The 17,419-nt window shown below is 60.0% G+C and carries 19 protein-coding genes; 12 read left to right on the forward strand and 7 right to left on the reverse strand.

Annotation, left to right across the window (positions count from 1 at the left end; all coding sequences use genetic code 11):
• Window positions 1-3: 3 nt before the first annotated feature.
• From ACQ4WZ_RS18795 to arsH, 3 genes are read left to right on the forward strand one after another with little or no spacing between them, the layout of a single operon-like run.
• Window positions 4-378: an ArsR/SmtB family transcription factor gene (locus tag ACQ4WZ_RS18795; protein ID WP_243858437.1), complete on the forward strand. Its 375-nt coding sequence runs from the start codon at window positions 4-6 to the stop codon at window positions 376-378.
• Window positions 375-797: an arsenate reductase (glutaredoxin) gene (arsC, locus tag ACQ4WZ_RS18800; protein WP_436574213.1), complete on the forward strand. Its 423-nt coding sequence runs from the start codon at window positions 375-377 to the stop codon at window positions 795-797. Before ACQ4WZ_RS18795 ends, arsC begins: the two co-directional genes overlap by 4 nt.
• A 22-nt stretch (window positions 798-819) precedes the next feature.
• On the forward strand, window positions 820-1,548 hold the full coding sequence (gene arsH, locus ACQ4WZ_RS18805) for an arsenical resistance protein ArsH (RefSeq protein ID WP_133994197.1): 729 nt from the start codon (window positions 820-822) through the stop codon (window positions 1,546-1,548).
• A gap of 60 nt (window positions 1,549-1,608) precedes the next feature.
• On the opposite strand, the gene ispB is transcribed toward arsH, so the two are convergent.
• On the reverse strand, window positions 1,609-2,598 hold the full coding sequence (ispB, locus tag ACQ4WZ_RS18810; protein ID WP_101484029.1) for an octaprenyl diphosphate synthase: 990 nt from the start codon (window positions 2,596-2,598) through the stop codon (window positions 1,609-1,611).
• Window positions 2,599-2,902: 304 nt separating this feature from the next.
• Between ispB and rplU the strand changes: the two genes are divergently transcribed.
• The 5 genes from rplU (at window position 2,903) to proB (ending at window position 6,319) form a co-directional block, all read left to right on the forward strand.
• Window positions 2,903-3,214, forward strand: coding sequence for a 50S ribosomal protein L21 (gene rplU, locus ACQ4WZ_RS18815; RefSeq protein WP_038500602.1), 312 nt, complete (start codon window positions 2,903-2,905; stop codon window positions 3,212-3,214).
• Between the two features lie 40 nt (window positions 3,215-3,254).
• Window positions 3,255-3,527, forward strand: a complete 273-nt coding sequence (gene rpmA / locus ACQ4WZ_RS18820; protein WP_010395157.1) for a 50S ribosomal protein L27 — start codon at window positions 3,255-3,257, stop codon at window positions 3,525-3,527.
• A gap of 113 nt (window positions 3,528-3,640) precedes the next feature.
• Window positions 3,641-4,750 carry a GTPase ObgE gene (obgE, locus tag ACQ4WZ_RS18825; RefSeq protein WP_101484030.1) on the forward strand — a complete coding sequence of 370 codons (1,110 nt, stop codon included), beginning with the start codon at window positions 3,641-3,643 and terminating at the stop codon, window positions 4,748-4,750.
• Window positions 4,751-4,762: 12 nt separating this feature from the next.
• On the forward strand, window positions 4,763-5,173 hold the full coding sequence (locus ACQ4WZ_RS18830; protein WP_133994072.1) for a hypothetical protein: 411 nt from the start codon (window positions 4,763-4,765) through the stop codon (window positions 5,171-5,173).
• Between the two features lie 27 nt (window positions 5,174-5,200).
• On the forward strand, window positions 5,201-6,319 hold the full coding sequence (gene proB, locus ACQ4WZ_RS18835; protein ID WP_436574214.1) for a glutamate 5-kinase: 1,119 nt from the start codon (window positions 5,201-5,203) through the stop codon (window positions 6,317-6,319).
• 130 nt (window positions 6,320-6,449) lie between these two features.
• Here proB and nth read toward each other — a convergent pair whose 3' ends face one another.
• Both nth and rsxB read right to left on the reverse strand, forming a co-directional pair.
• Complete coding sequence (nth, locus tag ACQ4WZ_RS18840; protein WP_101484033.1) at window positions 6,450-7,097, reverse strand: endonuclease III; 648 nt, start codon at window positions 7,095-7,097, stop codon at window positions 6,450-6,452.
• A complete protein-coding gene (gene rsxB, locus ACQ4WZ_RS18845; RefSeq protein ID WP_436574215.1) occupies window positions 7,094-7,828 on the reverse strand; it encodes an electron transport complex subunit RsxB in 735 nt (244 codons plus the stop codon). Before rsxB ends, nth begins: the two co-directional genes overlap by 4 nt.
• 363 nt (window positions 7,829-8,191) lie before the next feature.
• Between rsxB and ACQ4WZ_RS18850 the strand changes: the two genes are divergently transcribed.
• The 3 genes from ACQ4WZ_RS18850 (at window position 8,192) to ACQ4WZ_RS18860 (ending at window position 12,357) form a co-directional block, all read left to right on the forward strand.
• The gene (locus tag ACQ4WZ_RS18850) at window positions 8,192-8,932 is read left to right on the forward strand and encodes a substrate-binding periplasmic protein (RefSeq protein WP_101484035.1); all 741 of its coding nucleotides are present in this window, start codon (window positions 8,192-8,194) and stop codon (window positions 8,930-8,932) included.
• A 126-nt stretch (window positions 8,933-9,058) separates the two neighbouring features.
• The gene (locus ACQ4WZ_RS18855; protein WP_436574216.1) at window positions 9,059-11,623 is read left to right on the forward strand and encodes a TonB-dependent receptor plug domain-containing protein; all 2,565 of its coding nucleotides are present in this window, start codon (window positions 9,059-9,061) and stop codon (window positions 11,621-11,623) included.
• A gap of 44 nt (window positions 11,624-11,667) precedes the next feature.
• Window positions 11,668-12,357, forward strand: a complete 690-nt coding sequence (locus ACQ4WZ_RS18860; protein WP_436574217.1) for a DOPA 4,5-dioxygenase family protein — start codon at window positions 11,668-11,670, stop codon at window positions 12,355-12,357.
• Window positions 12,358-12,424: 67 nt separating this feature from the next.
• Here the strand turns inward: ACQ4WZ_RS18860 and ACQ4WZ_RS18865 are convergent, their stop codons facing one another.
• The 4 genes from ACQ4WZ_RS18865 to ACQ4WZ_RS18880 form a co-directional block, all read right to left on the reverse strand.
• Window positions 12,425-13,645 (reverse strand): polyhydroxyalkanoate depolymerase, encoded by a 1,221-nt coding sequence (locus tag ACQ4WZ_RS18865; RefSeq protein WP_436574218.1) that lies wholly within the window; start codon window positions 13,643-13,645, stop codon window positions 12,425-12,427.
• Window positions 13,646-13,920: 275 nt separating this feature from the next.
• Window positions 13,921-14,244 (reverse strand): ferredoxin FdxA, encoded by a 324-nt coding sequence (gene fdxA, locus ACQ4WZ_RS18870; RefSeq protein WP_010395176.1) that lies wholly within the window; start codon window positions 14,242-14,244, stop codon window positions 13,921-13,923.
• A 332-nt stretch (window positions 14,245-14,576) separates the two neighbouring features.
• Entirely contained in the window at window positions 14,577-14,864 is a 288-nt protein-coding gene (locus tag ACQ4WZ_RS18875; protein ID WP_133994062.1) for a protealysin inhibitor emfourin, read from the reverse strand.
• 94 nt (window positions 14,865-14,958) lie between these two features.
• Entirely contained in the window at window positions 14,959-16,356 is a 1,398-nt protein-coding gene (locus ACQ4WZ_RS18880; RefSeq protein ID WP_133994060.1) for a gluzincin family metallopeptidase, read from the reverse strand.
• 198 nt (window positions 16,357-16,554) lie between these two features.
• On the opposite strand from ACQ4WZ_RS18880, the gene ACQ4WZ_RS18885 reads away from it, so the two are divergent.
• Complete coding sequence (locus tag ACQ4WZ_RS18885) at window positions 16,555-16,839, forward strand: polyhydroxyalkanoic acid system family protein (RefSeq protein ID WP_101484041.1); 285 nt, start codon at window positions 16,555-16,557, stop codon at window positions 16,837-16,839.
• The last annotated feature ends 580 nt before the right edge of the window (window positions 16,840-17,419 follow it).

The raw sequence follows: 17,419 nt of genomic DNA on the forward strand, positions 1-17,419 counted from the left end.
ATTATGGAAAATGAAAAGACAATAGCTGACCGGCCGATACCGCTGACGAGTGCTTCCGCCATCGTGGCCCTGGCGGCGCTGGCGCAGGAATCGCGGCTGGCCGTGTTCCGCCTGCTGGTACAGACGGGGCCGGAAGGCATGGCTGCCACAAAAATCGCCGAAGCGCTGGCCATCGCGCCATCGTCACTGTCGTTTCACTTGAAGGAATTGGCGCACGCCGATCTGGTGACGGCGAGCAAGGCGGGCCGCTCCATCATCTACGCCGCCAACTATGCGGGCATGAACGGCTTGCTGGCCTTCTTGACCGAGAACTGCTGTGCCGGCAGCCCTTGCTGCCTGCCGGACAGCGGCAATGTACCCAACGAAAGCACACCATGACCATCACGATCTATCACAATACGGCTTGCGGCACCTCGCGCAACACCCTGGCCCTGATCCGCAACACGGGCGTCGAACCCGTCATCATCGATTACGTCAAGAACCCTCCATCGCGCGAGGAGCTGGTTGACCTGATCAAGCGTGCGGGTCTGTCCGTGCGCGCGGTGATGCGCGACAAGGGCGCCCGGTACGACGAGCTGGGCCTGGACAATCCGGAGCTGAGCGATGCGGCCCTGCTGGACGCCATGCAAGCCCACCCTATTTTGATCAACCGTCCCATCGTCGTCACGGAACTGGGCGTGCGTCTGTGCCGGCCATCGGAAAAAGTGCTGGACATCCTGCCGTTGCCGCAGCAAGGCGCCTTTGCCAAGGAAGATGGCCAGGCCGTGGTGGGCGCCGACGGCAAGCCGGTGGCCTGAGATGGACGATTTGCCCAATGAGCTGGCCAATGATTTGCCCAACATCAGCGCCGCGCACCTGGATCTGCCCAGCCTGGACAAATTGGCGCCTCTCAACGTTTCCACGCATGCGCCGCGCATTTTGCTGCTGTACGGTTCCTTGCGCGAGCGCTCGTACAGCAAGCTGCTGACCCTGGAAGCGGAGCGCATCCTGCGCCACTTCGGGGCCGAGACGCGCGTGTTCGACCCGCACGGCTTGCCCATGGTCGATAGCGTGTCGCCCGAGCACCCGAAGGTGCAGGAATTGCGCGCGCTGTCGCTATGGTCGGAAGGGCAAGTGTGGTGCAGCCCCGAACGCCATGGCGCCGTCACTGGCGTGTTCAAATCGCAAATTGACTGGTTGCCGCTGGAAACGGGCAGTGTGCGCCCTACACAGGGCCGTACCCTGGCCGTGATGCAAGTGTCGGGTGGTTCGCAATCGTTCAATGCCGTCAACGGCTTGCGCGTGCTGGGACGCTGGATGCGCATGGTGACTATCCCGAACCAGTCTTCGGTCGCCAAGGCGTATCAGGAATTCGACGATGACGGCCGCATGAAGCCGTCGCCGTATTACGAGCGCCTGGTCGACGTGATGGAGGAGCTCTATAAATTTACCTTGCTGGTGCGCGACCGCCGCGATTATCTGGGCAGCCGCTACAGCGAACGGCTGGAAGCGGAGCCGGCCATCGTGCAGGAATTGGCGGGCGCGGCCATGGAGCATGAGCGCAAGTAGGGACGCCATAAAAAAACGGCGCCAGTGGCGCCGTTTTGTATTGCACGTCGTAAAACGCGATCAGTGATTGCGGTCCACGGCAAACGAACACAGTTGCAGCATGGATTGCTTGTAGGCGCTGTCCGGCCAGCCGGCGATGGCATTGGCGGCGCGCTGGCCGGCGATTTCCGCCTGCTGGCGCGTGTAGTCGAGGGCGCCGCTGCTGGTGATGGCGGCCAGGATGGCGTCGAAATGCTGTTCGTCACCCTGTTCGATGCAGCTGCGCACCAGTTCGCGTTGCTCTGGCGTACCGTTTTCCATCAGCCAGATCAGCGGCATGGTCGGTTTGCCTTCGCGCAAGTCGTCGCCCACGTTCTTGCCGATTTCGGCGGCGTCGCCTGCATAGTCGAGTACGTCGTCGATCAACTGGAAAGCCGTGCCCAGCGAGCGGCCGTATTCTGCAGCCGCTTCGATATCGTCTTCGCTGGCGCCGGCGATCAGGGCGCCCAGTTGCGCCGACGCTTCGAACAGCTTGGCTGTCTTCGAGCGGATGACATTCAGGTAGCTCTCTTGCGTCACGTCCGGGTCGTGCATGTTCAGCAACTGCAGCACTTCGCCTTCCGCGATCACGTTGGTGGCGTCGGAGAGGATTTGCATGACGCGCATATTATTCAGCGACACCATCAGCTGGAACGAGCGCGAGTGCAGGAAGTCGCCCACCAGCACCGAGGCGGCATTGCCGAACAGGGCGTTGGCCGTCTGGCGTCCGCGGCGCATCGACGATTCATCGACGACGTCGTCGTGCAGCAGGGTGGCGGTATGGATGAATTCAACCACCGCCGCCAGTTCATGGTGCGCAGTGCCGCGATAGGCGTGGGCATTGGCCACCAGCAAAATCAGCACGGGACGGATGCGTTTGCCACCTGCACTGATGATGTATTCAGCGATCTGGTTGATCAGAATCACATCGGAGTGCAGTTTTTGGCGGATCACCGTATTGACTGCGTCCATATCGGCGGCAATCGTTTGCACGATGGTGTTTTGGTTAACGTGTTTGTTAGCGTCAGACAAGGCGAACCTGCATTAGATTGTGGGTGCGGCGATTATACGACATGGCTTGCGCGCGCGTGATGTTTGCCTATGACTGTGGAGCAATTGTTTGACCTTGTTGGCACTGGCGCACGCTTTTCCGTCCGCCTGGCGCAAGCCTGACATGGTGGTCAGGTTGTCGACATACCACGATCATCGGTCTTTGTGAATAGTTTTTGACGCAATTTCTCAGTCCGTGTATAATCGCTGGTTCCCCCTGTTGTGCATGGCTTGCTTTTCATGGCAGTGGGACAAATTCTTTCAACATTTGATGAGGTTTCAAATCATGTACGCGGTCATAAAAACCGGTGGCAAACAATACAAAGTTGTCGCTGGCGAAAAACTTAAAGTAGAACAGATACCGGCAGACATTGGTTCCGAAATCACCATCGATCAAGTTCTCGCAGTAGGCGCGGGCGACACCATTAAATTTGGTGCGCCATTGGTCGAAGGTGCAACGGTACTGGTTACGGTTGTGGCGCATGGTCGCCATGATAAGGTCAAAATTTTCAAGATGCGTCGTCGTAAGCATTACCAAAAGCATCAAGGCCATCGCCAGAATTTTACCGAAATCCAAATCGTTTCGATCAACGGCTAATCGCCGCTGTTTGAATTAATCAGCTATCAAGGAGTCTTAAATGGCACATAAAAAAGGCGGCGGCACAACGCGAAACGGCCGTGATTCAGAATCAAAACGTCTGGGCGTTAAAGTCTACGGCGGCCAAGCTATCAATGCTGGCGGCATCATCATTCGTCAACGCGGCACGCCAGTGCGCGCTGGCGAAGGCGTAGGCATGGGCAAAGACCACACCTTGTTCGCGTTGATCGCGGGCAAAGTGAAGTTCGTTGTCAAAGGTGCTGGCTCGAAGCAATTCGTGACCGTTGTACCTAACGCAGCAGTACCAGCGTAATTCATCGCGGAGCGCCAGTTCGCTCCGCTGTGATCGCATGATGTAAGGCGCAAGCCTTCAATCGAAAGGCTCTGCCCAAGGTAGAGCCTTTTTAGTTTTATGGCGGCAAAATTATGAAGTTTATCGACGAAGCAAAAATCGAAGTCATCGCGGGCGATGGCGGCAACGGCTGCGCCTCTTTCTGCCGTGAAAAATTCAGGCCTTTCGGCGGTCCCGATGGCGGCGATGGCGGCAAGGGCGGCACCATTTGGGCAGTCGCCGACCGCAATATCAACACGCTCGTCGATTTCCGCTTCTCCAAAATGCACAAGGCTCGCAATGGCGAGCCTGGCCGTGGCGCAGATTGCTATGGCAAGGGCGCGGATGACATCCACCTGCGCATGCCTGTGGGCACCTTGATCATCGACAACGCGAGCGGCGAAATTCTGGCCGATTTGACCGAACACGGCCAGATCGAAATGCTGGCCAAGGGCGGCGAAGGCGGCTGGGGTAATATCCACTTCAAGTCCTCGACCAACCGCGCGCCACGCCAAAAAGGCGAGGGCAAGGAAGGCGAACGCCGCGAACTGCGCCTGGAACTGAAAGTACTGGCCGATGTGGGCCTGCTGGGCATGCCGAACGCCGGCAAGTCGACGTTTATTTCGGCCGTCTCTAACGCGCGCCCGAAAATTGCCGATTACCCATTTACCACCCTGCACCCGAACTTGGGTGTGGTGCGCGTGTCGCACGAGAAGAGCTTTGTGATCGCCGACATTCCCGGCTTGATCGAAGGCGCTTCCGAAGGCGCGGGCCTGGGCCATCAATTCCTGCGTCACTTGCAGCGCACGGGTCTGCTGTTGCACATCGTCGACCTGGCGCCGTTTGAAACCAACGTCGATCCTGTCAAGGAAGCCAAGGCGCTGGTCAAGGAACTGAAGAAATACGACGAGTCGCTGGTCGACAAGCCGCGCTGGCTGGTGTTGAACAAGCTCGACATGGTGCCGGAAGAAGACCGCAAGAAGCTGGTGAAGGACTTCCTCAAGCGTTTCGCCTGGAAAGGTCCCGTCTTCGAGATTTCCGCGCTGAACCATCAGGGTTGCCCCGAACTGGTGAATGCGATTTATCAACATCTGGAAGCGAAGAAACACAGCGAAAGCCGTGCCGAAGAAACGCAGATGACCGAAGAAGCACGCGGTATCTCGTCGATCGACCCGGATGATCCGCGTTTCAAGATCATCGACTAAGGCTGTATCCGGATGTCAGTACAGGCGGTCGCTGTCGCGTCCTCGCGCAAGCAAGCGTGGCAGCGCCGTGTATTGCATCTGATCGCGTATGCTTACGGGCTGAGCGCGGTCGCCTGCCTGCTGTTCGCCGATGAAATGGCGGCCGGCATGGGCATCTTCCTCAATGGCGTCAATGGCTACAGCCAGTTCTACGCCTCCCATGTCGGTGTCTGGGGCGCTACCGCGCTCCTGGCGCTGTTCGCAGCACGGCAGGGCGAACCGCCCATCCTCGGCGATATCACTGCAATGTTGGTCCTGGCGCAGCCCGCCGGCCGTTTGTACGCGGCCATCAGCTTCGGCTTGCCCCAGGGTTTTGTGTTGTTCATGTGCGCAATCGAGCTGCTGGCGGGGTTGGCCTTGCTGTGGCTGCGTCCTGCGCGCTGACGTCTATTAAGTGAAGAGCGCCGCCCCATGGATTCCGTGATTCAAAAAGCTACCCGCATTATCATCAAAGTCGGCTCTTCGCTGGTCACCAACGATGGCCGCGGACTCGATCATGCTGCCATTGCCCGCTGGGCTGCGCAGATTTCCGGCTTGCGCGCGATGGGCAAGGAAGTCGTGCTGGTCAGCTCCGGCGCCATCGCCGAAGGCATGTTGCGCCTCGGTTTCGAGCAGCGCCCCACCGATATCCACGAATTGCAGGCGTGCGCCGCCGTCGGCCAGATGGGCCTGGCGCAAATCTATGAGAGCAGCTTCCGCGCCCACAGCCTCGGCACGGCGCAGGTGCTGCTGACCCACGCCGACCTGGCCGACCGCGAGCGCTATCTGAACGCCCGCTCCACCCTGACGACCCTGCTGCGCCTGGGCGTGGTGCCGATCATCAATGAAAACGACACTGTCGTCACCGATGAAATCAAGTTCGGCGACAACGATACCTTGGGCGCCCTGGTGGCCAACCTGATCGAGGCCGATGCCCTGGTCATCCTGACGGACCAGCACGGTCTGTTTTCGGCTGACCCGCGCAAGGACCCGAACGCTTACCTGATCACGCAGGGCATCGCCGGCGATCCGGCTCTGGAAGCGATGGCTGGCGGCGCCGGCAGCAGCCTGGGTCGTGGCGGCATGCTGACGAAAATCCTCGCTGCCAAGCGCGCCGCCAAGTCGGGGGCCCATACCATCATCGCCTGGGGCCGCGATAGCGACGTACTCAGCCGTCTAGCCCATGGCGAAGCGATCGGTACGGAGTTGCTGGCACAAACGGGGCAATTGACAGCGCGTAAGCAGTGGATGGCCGACCATCTGCATACGGCCGGTGCCGTCGTGCTGGACGCGGGCGCCGTGCAAAAGCTGCGCCAGGAAGGCAAGTCCCTGCTGCCGATCGGCGTGACGGGCGTGAACGGCGAATTCGGCCGCGGCGCCGTGATCACCTGCGTCGATGCAGCCGGCGTGCCCGTGGCGCGCGGCCTGTCCAACTACACGAGCGGCGAAGCGCGCCGCATCATGCGCAAGCCCTCCACCGAGATCGAGTCCATACTCGGCTATATGGAAGGCCATGAGCTGATTCATCGTGACAATATGGTCTTGCTGTAGGTCGGATTAGGCCCGAAGGGCCGTAATCCGACAACACCCCAGGCAGCAACAATGTGTCGGGTTACGCCCTGCGGGCTAACCCGACCCACGCAGCAACGACATCGGCCCACACTCGGGCCGTTTTTTTTACCTACACCACGGCAGGCATCGGTGACTTGCTCTTGTAATCGCACAGGTCTGCAATCATGCAGTTCCAGCATTGCGGTTTGCGCGCCGTGCACGTGTAGCGGCCGTGCAGGATGAGCCAGTGGTGGGCGTCGTGCAGGAATTCCTTGGGTATGAATTTCAGCAGTTTTTGCTCGACGATATCGACGTTCTTGCCTGGTGCGATGCCGGTGCGGTTCGAGACGCGGAAGATATGCGTGTCGACCGCCATGGTTGGTTCGCCAAATGCCGTGTTCATGACCACATTCGCCGTCTTGCGGCCCACGCCGGGCAAGGCTTCCAGCGAGGCACGGTCGCGCGGCACTTCGCCGCCGTGCTGATCGAGCAAGATCTGGCAGGTGGCGATGACGTTCTTGGCCTTGGTGCGGAACAGGCCGATGGTGCGGATATAGCTGGCCAGTTCGTCGACGCCCAGCGCCAGTATCCTGGCTGGCGTATTGGCTACCGGATACAGCAAGCGTGTTGCCTTGTTGACGGACACGTCCGTCGCCTGCGCCGACAGCAGCACGGCGATCAGCAGCTCGAACGGCGTTGTGTATTCGAGTTCCGTTTTCGGCGAAGGATTGGCAGCGCGGAAGCGCGTAAAGATTTCCAGGCGTTTGGCGGCGTTCATGCGTCTTTTTTCGGCGTGTTGGAGGCGGGCGGTTCGGTCTGGGCAGCGGCGCTGGCGGCGGCCTTGGCGCGCGCGCGCTCCATGGCGGCGGCGATGATGGCGCGCTTGCGCTCTTTTTCCGCTACTTCATCGGGCGTGACGGGCAATTCCTGCGTCACTTCCTGCATCTTGGCGACGGCCTTGGCGGCCAGGCGCGCGTCGTTGGCCTCGGCTTCGCGGCGCAGCCGCTGCGCGCGGAAATCGTGGCGCGCGCGGGCGTCGTCGGCGTCCATCTGGCTCCAGGCATCCCAGCCTGTGGCGTCGCCGCTGACGGGATACATCACGATGCAGTCGACGGGGCAGGGTGCCACGCACAGGTCGCAGCCCGTGCACAGGTCCGTGACGACCGTATGCATCTGCTTGGCGGCGCCGACGATGGCGTCCACGGGACAGGCCTGGATGCACAGGGTACAGCCGATACACAGCGATTCATCGATGTAAGCGACAGATCGCGGGCGTTCGAGGCCATTGACGGGATTGAGCGGAATGACTTTTTTGTCCAACAAGCCGGCCAGGCGTACGATGCCTTGTACGCCGCCCGGTGGGCACTGGTTGATGTCGGCGTTGCCGGCGGCAATCGCTTCCGCATACGGGCGGCAGCCGTTGTAGCCGCATTTGGTGCATTGCGTTTGCGGCAGCAAATCTTCGATCTGGTCGGCAAGTGAGGGAGAGGCGGGATGCGGCACGGTCATCTTCAATACGGTAAAACGTCATTATCGGCCATCTGGGCCGCATATAAGTAAAAACCTGTGTCGTGTAAGGGGATAGTGCGCCCCGGCTGGCTGTTGCAGGCGCGCCGCAATCGTATTTTATTTCCCTTGGGAATGTCAAAGTGCAAATAAACAACTTTGCAATTTCTTTTTTTTATGGGAGCATGATTTTTATCAAGGCAATGATAAAAAAAGCCGACCGCCAGACCTGTTGCCGCCCCCTACACTGTGAGGCGCACCAGGCCATAGGAGCAAAACATGCGTTTCCTCCGGACAGTTGGTTTGCCCTTCTGTTTGTTCATGCACTCTACGCTTGCCGTTGCGCACGGGCAGGCTAGCTCCCCCATGGCGGCGCCTGGCGCTGCCAGCTCGCGCATCGTTCGCTTCGCGGCGGAAGACTGGCCGCCCTTCATTTCCCATGGCCTGCCAGCCGATGGCATGTCGGGCGCCATGGTCAGCGCCGTCTTTGAGCGGCTTGGCTATACGGTCAGATATGAATATTTTCCCTGGAAGCGCGCCATGCAGTTTGGCCTTGCCAGTCCCCGATACGCCGGTTTCCTGGCCGTCTGGCGCACGCCCGAACGGGAAAAACTCTGTCACTTTTCTGTTCCTGTTGGTAACACGCAGGGCGTGCTGGCCTATCTGAAGGAGGATGGCGCGCCGGGTGCTACCCTGGCCGAGCTGGGCAAGCTGCGCATCGGCACCGTGGCCGGTTATTCGAATGGCGAGCAGTTCGATGGCATGGTGGCGCGCGGCGAGCTGAAGACGGAAGAGGGTTTGAACGACGCCACGAATCTGAAGAAACTGTTCATCAAGCGTTACCGCGTGATCGTCATCGAGCGCCACGTCCTGCAGCATTTGCTGATGGGACGCAACTTCAGCAAGGCCGAGCGCGAGCGTATCGCCATCATCGATACCGTGTTCAAGGAGCGCCCCGTGCATGTGTGCTTCAAGCGCGATGAGGAAGGTGGTGCACAGCAAAAACGCTTCAACGAGGCGGCGCGCGATATCGATACGGCCCGGCTGGAACGCGATTACTGGAAGCGGCTCGACCAGAGCCTGGCGAGCGCCCCAGCGACGCCCTGACACGGCGCGCCGCTGTTGTTAGTTGCCAAAACGAAATATCTAAATACGAAACCATTCGTTCTTGTTTGTTTATCCATCCTTTAGTCTGCAGCCACAGTGTTGACGACTTTGAAAGGATGTTTTCGTATGTTGGAACTGATAGCCAAGCAAGACCCCGCACCACGCCTGCGGCAACTGGCGCACGCCGTCTCGGTGGCCGTTCTGGCGCTGGCAGCGCCCGGCGCAAGCTATGCGCAGGCGGTGCCGGACGACGCTGGCGCGCTGGCTGGCGCCCCGCTCGACGCCGTCATCGTCACGGGCGCGCGTGGCACGGGGCGCACCGTGGCCAACAGCGCCGCGCCCATCGACGTGATCAGCGCGCAGCAGTTGCTGGCGACGGGAAAATTGAATCTGCTCGACGCGCTGGACACGGCCTTGCCGTCGTTTAACTTGCCGGCCCGCGTGCAGCCCGACCTGGGCAGCATCGTGCGCGCCGGCCAGCTGCGCAACCTCGACCCATCGCATACGCTGGTGTTGGTCAATGGCAAGCGCCGCCATACGACGGCCATCGTCAATGAGGATGGCTTTCCCGGTTCCGTCGCCACCGACCTGGCCTTGATACCCACGAGTGCCATTGCCCGCGTGGAAATCCTGCGGGACGGCGCCTCGGCCATCTACGGTTCCGACGCGATTGCCGGCGTCATCAACATCATCCTGAAATCCGATGACAAGGGCAGCTTCAGCGCGCAGCTCGGTTCCACCGACGATGGCGATGGCACGAACGGGTCCGTGCGCATCGATGGCGGCACGCGCCTGGGCGAGCATGGCTTTGCCCACTTCGGTGCCGAAGTCCAGCGCCAGGGCATCGCTGTGCGCAATTTCGGACTGAATCCCACTTATCTGTCGTATCCGGCCGTGCGCAACAGCGATGGCCAGCTGGTGAAATTGGGACCGAACAACAGCTTGCCGGCCGGCGCCTCGCCGAACCCGGCTGAAGCGAAGCGCAACAGCAATCCGTGGCGCAATACGGGCGTGCCGCAGACCTCGACTGCGTCGCTCAGCGCCAACCTCGGCTATGACGTGTCGAGCGAGGTGCAACTGTACGGCTTCGGCACGTATGCCCACCGTAATGCCCGTTCGGCACAGAATTTCCGCCTGCCCAATACCATTTTCAATAACAACAAGGGCTTGCTGTCCGTGTATCCCGACGGATTCACACCCTATGAAACGACGAGCGAAAACGATGTTGCGCTGACGGGCGGTATCAAGGGCGAAACGGCGGGCTGGAGCTGGGATGTCAGCAGCACCTACGGCCGCGACGATATCGATGTGGGCGTGGAGCACTCGGCCAATTATTCGCTGACTTATCCGGGTGGCAAGACTGACTTCACCATCGGCAATCAGCGCTACAGCCGCTCGACCACCAACGCCGACGTGCGCCGTCCCGTGCCGCTGGGGCTGAGCGAGCCGGCGGACCTCAGCATCGGCCTCGAGTATTCGCATGAAACGCAGCAACGCAGCCCGGGCGAGCCCGCTTCCTGGCAGGGCAGCGGCTCGTCGGCGCTGGCCGGCTACCTGCCTGTCGATGCGTCCGACACGGCGCGGCACAGCTATGCGGCGTATATCGGACTGGGGACCAAGCTGACGCCGCAATTGCTGCTCGACACGGCCCTGCGTGTCGAAAAGTATTCGGATTTCGGCAGCAAGACCACGGGCCGCTTGTCCGCCCGTTATGACGTCACGCCCGCTGTCGCCGTGCGCGGCACCGTCAGCAACGGTTTCCACGCGCCCAGCCTGGTGACGCAATCGTATTCGAATACGTCCGACCATGCGGGCGTGCCGTACACCCTGGCGCAGCCGAGTTCTGCCGCCGCGCGGGCCCTGGGCGCGCAGCCGTTGAAACCGGAAAAATCGACGAATCTGTCGGCTGGCCTGACTTTCAATCCTACGCCCACCCTGCGCTTTGCCGTTGATGCGTATCAAATCAAGGTCAGCGACCGCCTGGGCGTGTCGTCGAACATCGGCATCGACCGCAGCTCGGGCGTGGCGCTTGACGGCAGTGGCCGCCCGCTGACGGCGGCGCAAGCGAGTGTTATTGAAAACCTGCTGCGCTCGGCAGGCTTGACGGTGGGCAATGGCCTGGTGGCGCATTATTTTGCCAATGTGGGCGACACGCGCACGCGCGGCATCGATTTCACGGCGGAAGATGTCTTGCGCTTGGCCGATGGCAAGCTGCGCTGGACGGCGGCCGCAAATATCAACCACACGAGCCTGGTGGGCAAGGCCGACCTTCCCGCCGTACTGCAAGGCTTGCCGAACATCGGCACCCTGAGCAAATCGGCCGAGTACGACTTGCTGTACCGGGCACCGCGCGACAAGGAAATTCTCACCGTGGCGTATGAAAAGGCGGGCTGGGCCCTAAACGTGCGCGAGACGCGCTACGGCAAGCTCAAGCGCCTGAACGCCATCACGGGCGGTGATTATCAGCTGAAGGCTGCCTTCGTGACGGATGTCAGCGTCGGCTACGACATCAGCAAGCGTATCAACGTGACGGTGGGCGCCAACAATGTCTTCGACCAGAGGCCCAGCCAGGTACCGCGCGAAGCGCGCAGCGCGTCGAATCTGGCGCAGTACACGGGCGCATACGACAACTCGGGACCATTGGGCGTTCTCGGTGCGTATTACTACGCCCGCGCCAGCGTGGCTTTCTGATTTTCCACATCCCCCTACCTACCATCAAGAACAGGAAATCTTCTATGTCTGACAATAATCAACACGCGGCCATTGATCTGGAATGGGCCAATCTCCTCTCGCCGCAACGCCGCACGGTCTTGCGCGGCGGTGGCCTGGTGGCGGCGCTGGCCGCTTCGGGACTGGCTGGTTCGGCACTGGCGCAGGATGGCGCAGTCAAACGCGTAAAAGACGTTAAACCAGCGGCGCCCGGCAAGAGTCAGTGGGGCGAGCATACGGATACGGCACCCACGCCGCGTCCCGCCAGCGTGCGTCCCGGCGAGGAAACCTTGCCGTCGACACCGCGCGCCTATACGGATATCGAGAGTTATCACGCGCATATCTATTTTGATGAAGACAGCTATCAGAAGGCGGCGCTGATACGCAAGTGGGCGGCCGAGCGCTTCCAGATCGAATTGGGCGACTGGAACCTGGAGCCACGCGGCCCACACGTGACGCCGTCGTTTTACTTTGGCTTCACCAACGATCTATTGCCCGTGATTGTGCCGTGGCTGCAGTTGAACAGCCTGGGCCTGACGATATTGATCCACCCGAATACGGAAGATCCGCGCGCCGACCATTTGTATTACGCGCTGTGGGTGAACCGTTCGCAGCCCGTGAATGGCTATGCGATGAAGAAGCCGGGGCCGGGTGAGCCGAGAGTCGAGCAAATCTTCGTCAATACGCGCCCGACAGTGAAAATCGAGCGCGCATGAGCTGGGCATAAAAGAAAACGGCACGCCAGGGTAGCCTGGCGTGCCGTTTTGCCTGAAACAAAGCCTATCAGCCGTGTTTCTGGATGAATTCGCCGATTTTCGGGCAAATGATCTCGCGCCAGCGGCGGCCCGAGAAGATGCCGTAGTGGCCGCATTTCGGCGCCACGAAGTCTTGCTGCATCTCCGCAGGGATGCCGGAACACAAGTCATGCGCCGCCTGCGTCTGGCCGGCGCCGGAAATATCGTCCAGTTCGCCTTCCACGGTGAACAGCGCCACATTCGTGATGTCTTGCGGACGCACCAGCTGGCCGCCCACTTTCCACGTGCCCATCGGAAGGCTGAATTCCTGGAAAACCGTTTTAATAGTTTCCAGGTAGTACTCGGCCGGCATGTCCAGCACGGCGTTGTACTCGTTGTAGAACTGGCGGTGGCCTTCCGCCGGCTCGTCGTCGCCCGTCACCAGGTGCATGTAGAACTCGCGGTGGCTTTGTGCATGGCGGCCCGGGTTCATGGCGATGAAACCGGCATGCTGCAGGAAGCCTGGATACACCTTGCGGCCAAAGCCGGGATAGTTCGGCGGCACCGCGTAGATCACGGTGTTTTCAAACCACGAGAATTTCTTTTCCGTCGCCAGGTTGTTTACCTGCGTAGGCGAGCGGCGCGGATCGATGGGGCCGCCCATCATGGTCATGGTTTTCGGCACGTGCGGATCTTTGGCCGTCGCCATCAGCGAGATGGCAGCCAGCACAGGCACGGTCGGTTGACAGACGGAAATCACATGCAGGTCCGGCGCCAGCAGACGGATGAACTCTTGCACATAATAAATGTAGTCGTCCAAGTGGAACGGGCCCTCCGTCAGCGGTACCATGCGCGCGTCCGTCCAGTCGGTGACGTAGACATCGTGCTCGGCCAGCAAGCCACGCACGGTATCGCGCAGCAGGGTCGAGTGGTGACCGGACAGGGGGGCAACCAGCAAAACTTTAGGCTGTTGCAAGCCAGTGGCTTCTTTTTTGAAGTGTATCAGGCGGCAAAACGGTTTTGTGACGACAACGTGTTCGCTGATGTCGACGCTCTCACCCTTGACGAGCACGGATTTGATGTCGAATTGCGGTTTTTCGTAGTCTTTGCCAAGGCGGTACATCAGCTCGTAGCCGGCTGCGATGCGTTGCGAAAACGGAGTGTGGGCCAGTGGGGAAACCGGGTTGGTAAATAACTTGGAGGACATGTCTGCCCATTGCATCACCGGAGTGAGGAAAGAGCGTTGCAGTTCGTGCAGTTGGTAAAGCATATAGAGTCCTTGTTTAATTCCAAGCGCCAATATCGGCTCAAATATCATAATCCAATTCTACGATATTTGTTGAGGACAAAATGTGCTTTACCACGCATAGGATCACAGTTTGCGCAATGATGTGACAGCACGCCACACTTGCGTGGATAGACCTGCAACGATGTTTTAAAAGCAAAAAAAGCAGCGTTTCCGCTGCTTCTTGTACATTTATTTGCCGCTAAGCCCCTGCGGGGAGGGCGATCCCCGCCGGAACGACCGCCGCAACTGCCGTGTGCTTAGCGCACCAGCATGTCGAGCTTGTCCTTGACGTCCTTGTATTGCTCGGCTTCCGGCAAGGCAGCCTTCGTCTTGGTGATCGAAGGCCAGTTGCGGGCCAGATCGACGTTGATCTTGATGAAGGCTTGCTGGTCGCCCGGCACGTCTTCTTCCGCGAAAATCGCGTTCACCGGGCACTCTGCCACGCAGACGGCGCAGTCAATACATTCGTCCGGATCGATTGCCAGGAAGTTCGGGCCTTCCCGGAAACAATCTACCGGGCAGACATCGACGCAGTCGGTGTAGCGACAGGCGATGCAGGATTCGGTGACAACGTGGGTCATAACAGTCCTATCAATTTGGGGGAGGTGCTGTAGCGCCTGCAGGAACTTCGGCGGCGCATACTAAAGCAAAGCATTGTATTTTAAGGCAATTCGCTATTTCTCACAAATCCCGCTTATATACAATACATATAAGCAAATTCATTTTTACGCGTTGCCGTTGCCGCGCAGAGAGCGCATTTCAGCGACTATCCGGGACGTTGCCATGAAGAACGCGGCAAGAAAGCGACAGTCGCCCGATACGGCAGGGTGCAGGGCGTGCGGCGTGCTGTCTTGCCGTGTGGTGTTTTTGTTTTGCTCAAATCAAAACCGACACAAAATACATGCCAGAAAAATCAGGCGCCGGCACGTATTTTCGTCAGCAACTGTTGCCAACGTGCGTTTTCAGCGCTGCCATCCTCGGCAAACGTGATGGTGCGGCGCGCGGTAGGCGCCTCGACGGTGATCTGCCAATGGGGGATATCGGCGCCCAGCTGTTCGTCCGTGCCCTGCGGGTGCGTGAAAAAGCCGCTGCTGGCCAGTGCCGCTTCCAGCCCGGGGCCAGCCGGATGGGCTTGCGTATCGATGTCATACTGTTCACTCAGGCCGGCAAAGCCGCCGCTGCTGCGGGCTGAAATTTTCATGGTGCTCCTTGCTATCGATGGTGGTAGGACGCGCTATGGCCCGCCGCTAGTCCGGCAGGCCTGAAGCGGGCGTGCTGGTGCGCTGCCGGGCTGTCTATCGGGGGCCGTAACTGCGGCACCAGGCGGCCAGCGCGTCGCGCTCCGCTTCGAGCAATTGATCCGACTCGCAGTATTGCGCATGGTTCATGGTACCGCAGCAGGCGCGCCTGTCTTGCACGGCGCCCACTTCGTCGACGATATCGGGGGCAAAGCTCGTCTGGCCATCTTCTGTCATGGCATAGGCCTTGAACACTTCGCGCACGGTAAAGCTGTTGCGGATGAAATCGAGGTAGGCGCCATTGCCGTCGGCCCCGGCGATTGTCAGCATGTGGCCAGCCACGTCGGCAAACGTGGCGGCCTGCTCGGGCGACGCCACCAGGGCGCGCAGGACCAGGCTGCGCAGGTAGTCGCCGCAGCGGTGCAGCACGGCCGCATCGTCTTCCAGCTGGGGCTGGCGTTCGTGGGCAAAGATGTCGGCCAGGATGTCGTAGATGGCGCCCGTAAACACTTGCGAGATGGCGTGCACTTCCGTGCCTGCTTCCGACAATTTGATGTCATTGTCGGCATTGCGCAAGCCGTTCGGCCGGCCCAGGGCCAGGCCGAACTGCTCCGCCAGGTCGGCGAGAAATGTCTTGTCGTGCAGATCGGACTTGGTTTGCGCGATCACGGCTTCAACCTGGTCCAGCTGCGACAGGGCCAGGAAGATGGCCGTCAGGTCGCCGAACGATTCGTGCAAGCCGCCCGTTTGCGGTGGATTGTTGCTGAGGAGCCAATTGGGCTTGAGGCCATCGAGTACGGCGTGCCCCGTTTCATGCGAGACGATGTCGAGCGAGCGGCAGGTGTAGACGCGCTCGGTGGCGCCGCTGGGGATGAAGTCGCCGAACTTGAGGGCCTTGTCGCTGCGGCTGTAATACGCATTCATGACATTGGGTAAACCGTGCGGAAATACGCGCAGGGGCGCCGTGTTGCTGGCGCTATTCCATTGCCAGGGCAGCGGCGGCGCCGTGTCGTTGCGGGCCAGCGCGCGCTGGTACATGGTGAGCGTCATGCGCACGATGGCAAAGGTATGTACGGCATCGAACTGGTCGGTGTTGGGCGAGACAATGAAGTCGCCAAAGGCATTCGGGCTGACCTGCGCTATGCCCGGTTCGCCAAACGTGATGCGCGCGTCGCGCGGGCCTTGCAGGATCAGCCCGGGCAGGAAGGACTTGCGCGTGCCCAGGTCGCTGACGGACGGGTCTTGCTTCCAGATCAGCACGCGCGAACCGACGGGCACGGCGGTCAGGTTGCGGGCCGTTGCCTCGCTCAGGCGGGGCGGGCCTGGCTGCAGGGTCAGTTGCGCATTCTTGCGGTGCTGGCGGTACGGCGCCGAGGGGGTAGGGACATAGCCGACGGGCAAGGACACGCATTTGTTCAGTGCGACGTCGGCCGGCACGATGACTTTCTGGTCCATGGTAGCTCTCCAAGACACGCGCAACTCGAACTGGAATAGTCGTCCCGCTTCGGCGCGTCCGGTTTGATCCCGCGCAAACGATGCGTGGGAAGGACGGGCTTTTTTAGCCGCCCGGCGCCAGCTGCCGCCATGCCCGCCGTATGGCGGCTGGTATGATGCTGGCCGTATTGCCCGTTTTTATAATAAAAGGATCGTTTGATGGCGGATATAAATATAGTTCAGCAACATAAGCTGACAGCAGCAAAGGCGCGCGAAGCGGCACAGCAAGTGGCCGACAAGCTGGCCCAGGAATATGACCTGGTGTGTGCCTGGGATGGCGATGTGCTGCGCTTCGAGCGCAGCGGCGTCGATGGCTCGCTGACCCTGGAAAAAGAGCAGGCGCAACTGCAAATCAAGCTGGGCTTCATGCTCAGCGCCTTTGCTTCCACCATCGAAGGCAAGATTGCCGAGAAGATGCGCAAGGTGTTTACCGAGTCAGTTTGATGGCGTTTCACCCGCTTGTCTGGCGCCAAATTTGGTGCTAGGGAGCGTCTCGCAGTGATGGGCGAAAAGACGATGAAACCACGTCTCTTTTCGCCTTTTTTACGTCTGACTGTACGTTAGCGAACATTGCTATCACATTTCTATTTGGAAAGCTATTGGACTTTAGTGCTTTTTTGCGTTATACTTGAGTCATATTTACAACAGCTACACCGCGTTTCACCTTCTGCTTCGCAGTACTCTCCGCTCGCTGAGTGGTGAATAATTCTTCGGGTTTTACACCCGCATCCAGTTAAAAGTAGCTTGGTCGATTTTTTTTCGGTCAAATACATTTGGTGCCATGTATTTGCATGGCGCTAGCGTTGTTAAAAGTCCTGAACCACAGCCTCTTTTAGCACGCACACGGCACCCCGGCATCGGCTTTGGCCATCCGCTGGTCACACGCGTGTCACCCCCTGTTTACTGTCGCTCCCGTGCGCTTTTGCGCCGTGGCGTAGCCGACGCAACAGGGTTTGCTGATTCCCGCCGCAAGCTAGCAGCTTGCTGGGTTTCATTCCATTCGTCAAATCGAGGGAGAACCACA

Source organism: Janthinobacterium darwini (assembly GCF_051380905.1).
Lineage (GTDB): Bacteria > Pseudomonadota > Gammaproteobacteria > Burkholderiales > Burkholderiaceae_D > Janthinobacterium.

What these genes read in the sequence shown, in the direction of transcription:
- ACQ4WZ_RS18795 (WP_243858437.1), top strand. Translation starts at nt 4, where the DNA reads ATGGAAAATGAAAAGACAATAGCTGACCGGCCGATACCGCTGACGAGT.
- arsC (WP_436574213.1), top strand. Translation starts at nt 375, where the DNA reads ATGACCATCACGATCTATCACAATACGGCTTGCGGCACCTCGCGCAAC.
- rplU (WP_038500602.1), top strand. Translation starts at nt 2,903, where the DNA reads ATGTACGCGGTCATAAAAACCGGTGGCAAACAATACAAAGTTGTCGCT.
- rpmA (WP_010395157.1), top strand. Translation starts at nt 3,255, where the DNA reads ATGGCACATAAAAAAGGCGGCGGCACAACGCGAAACGGCCGTGATTCA.
- obgE (WP_101484030.1), top strand. Translation starts at nt 3,641, where the DNA reads ATGAAGTTTATCGACGAAGCAAAAATCGAAGTCATCGCGGGCGATGGC.
- ACQ4WZ_RS18830 (WP_133994072.1), top strand. Translation starts at nt 4,763, where the DNA reads ATGTCAGTACAGGCGGTCGCTGTCGCGTCCTCGCGCAAGCAAGCGTGG.
- proB (WP_436574214.1), top strand. Translation starts at nt 5,201, where the DNA reads ATGGATTCCGTGATTCAAAAAGCTACCCGCATTATCATCAAAGTCGGC.
- nth (WP_101484033.1), bottom strand. Translation starts at nt 7,097, where the DNA reads ATGAACGCCGCCAAACGCCTGGAAATCTTTACGCGCTTCCGCGCTGCC.
- rsxB (WP_436574215.1), bottom strand. Translation starts at nt 7,828, where the DNA reads ATGACCGTGCCGCATCCCGCCTCTCCCTCACTTGCCGACCAGATCGAA.
- ACQ4WZ_RS18850 (WP_101484035.1), top strand. Translation starts at nt 8,192, where the DNA reads ATGGCGGCGCCTGGCGCTGCCAGCTCGCGCATCGTTCGCTTCGCGGCG.
- ACQ4WZ_RS18855 (WP_436574216.1), top strand. Translation starts at nt 9,059, where the DNA reads ATGTTGGAACTGATAGCCAAGCAAGACCCCGCACCACGCCTGCGGCAA.
- ACQ4WZ_RS18860 (WP_436574217.1), top strand. Translation starts at nt 11,668, where the DNA reads ATGTCTGACAATAATCAACACGCGGCCATTGATCTGGAATGGGCCAAT.
- ACQ4WZ_RS18865 (WP_436574218.1), bottom strand. Translation starts at nt 13,645, where the DNA reads ATGCTTTACCAACTGCACGAACTGCAACGCTCTTTCCTCACTCCGGTG.
- fdxA (WP_010395176.1), bottom strand. Translation starts at nt 14,244, where the DNA reads ATGACCCACGTTGTCACCGAATCCTGCATCGCCTGTCGCTACACCGAC.
- ACQ4WZ_RS18875 (WP_133994062.1), bottom strand. Translation starts at nt 14,864, where the DNA reads ATGAAAATTTCAGCCCGCAGCAGCGGCGGCTTTGCCGGCCTGAGTGAA.
- ACQ4WZ_RS18880 (WP_133994060.1), bottom strand. Translation starts at nt 16,356, where the DNA reads ATGGACCAGAAAGTCATCGTGCCGGCCGACGTCGCACTGAACAAATGC.
- ACQ4WZ_RS18885 (WP_101484041.1), top strand. Translation starts at nt 16,555, where the DNA reads ATGGCGGATATAAATATAGTTCAGCAACATAAGCTGACAGCAGCAAAG.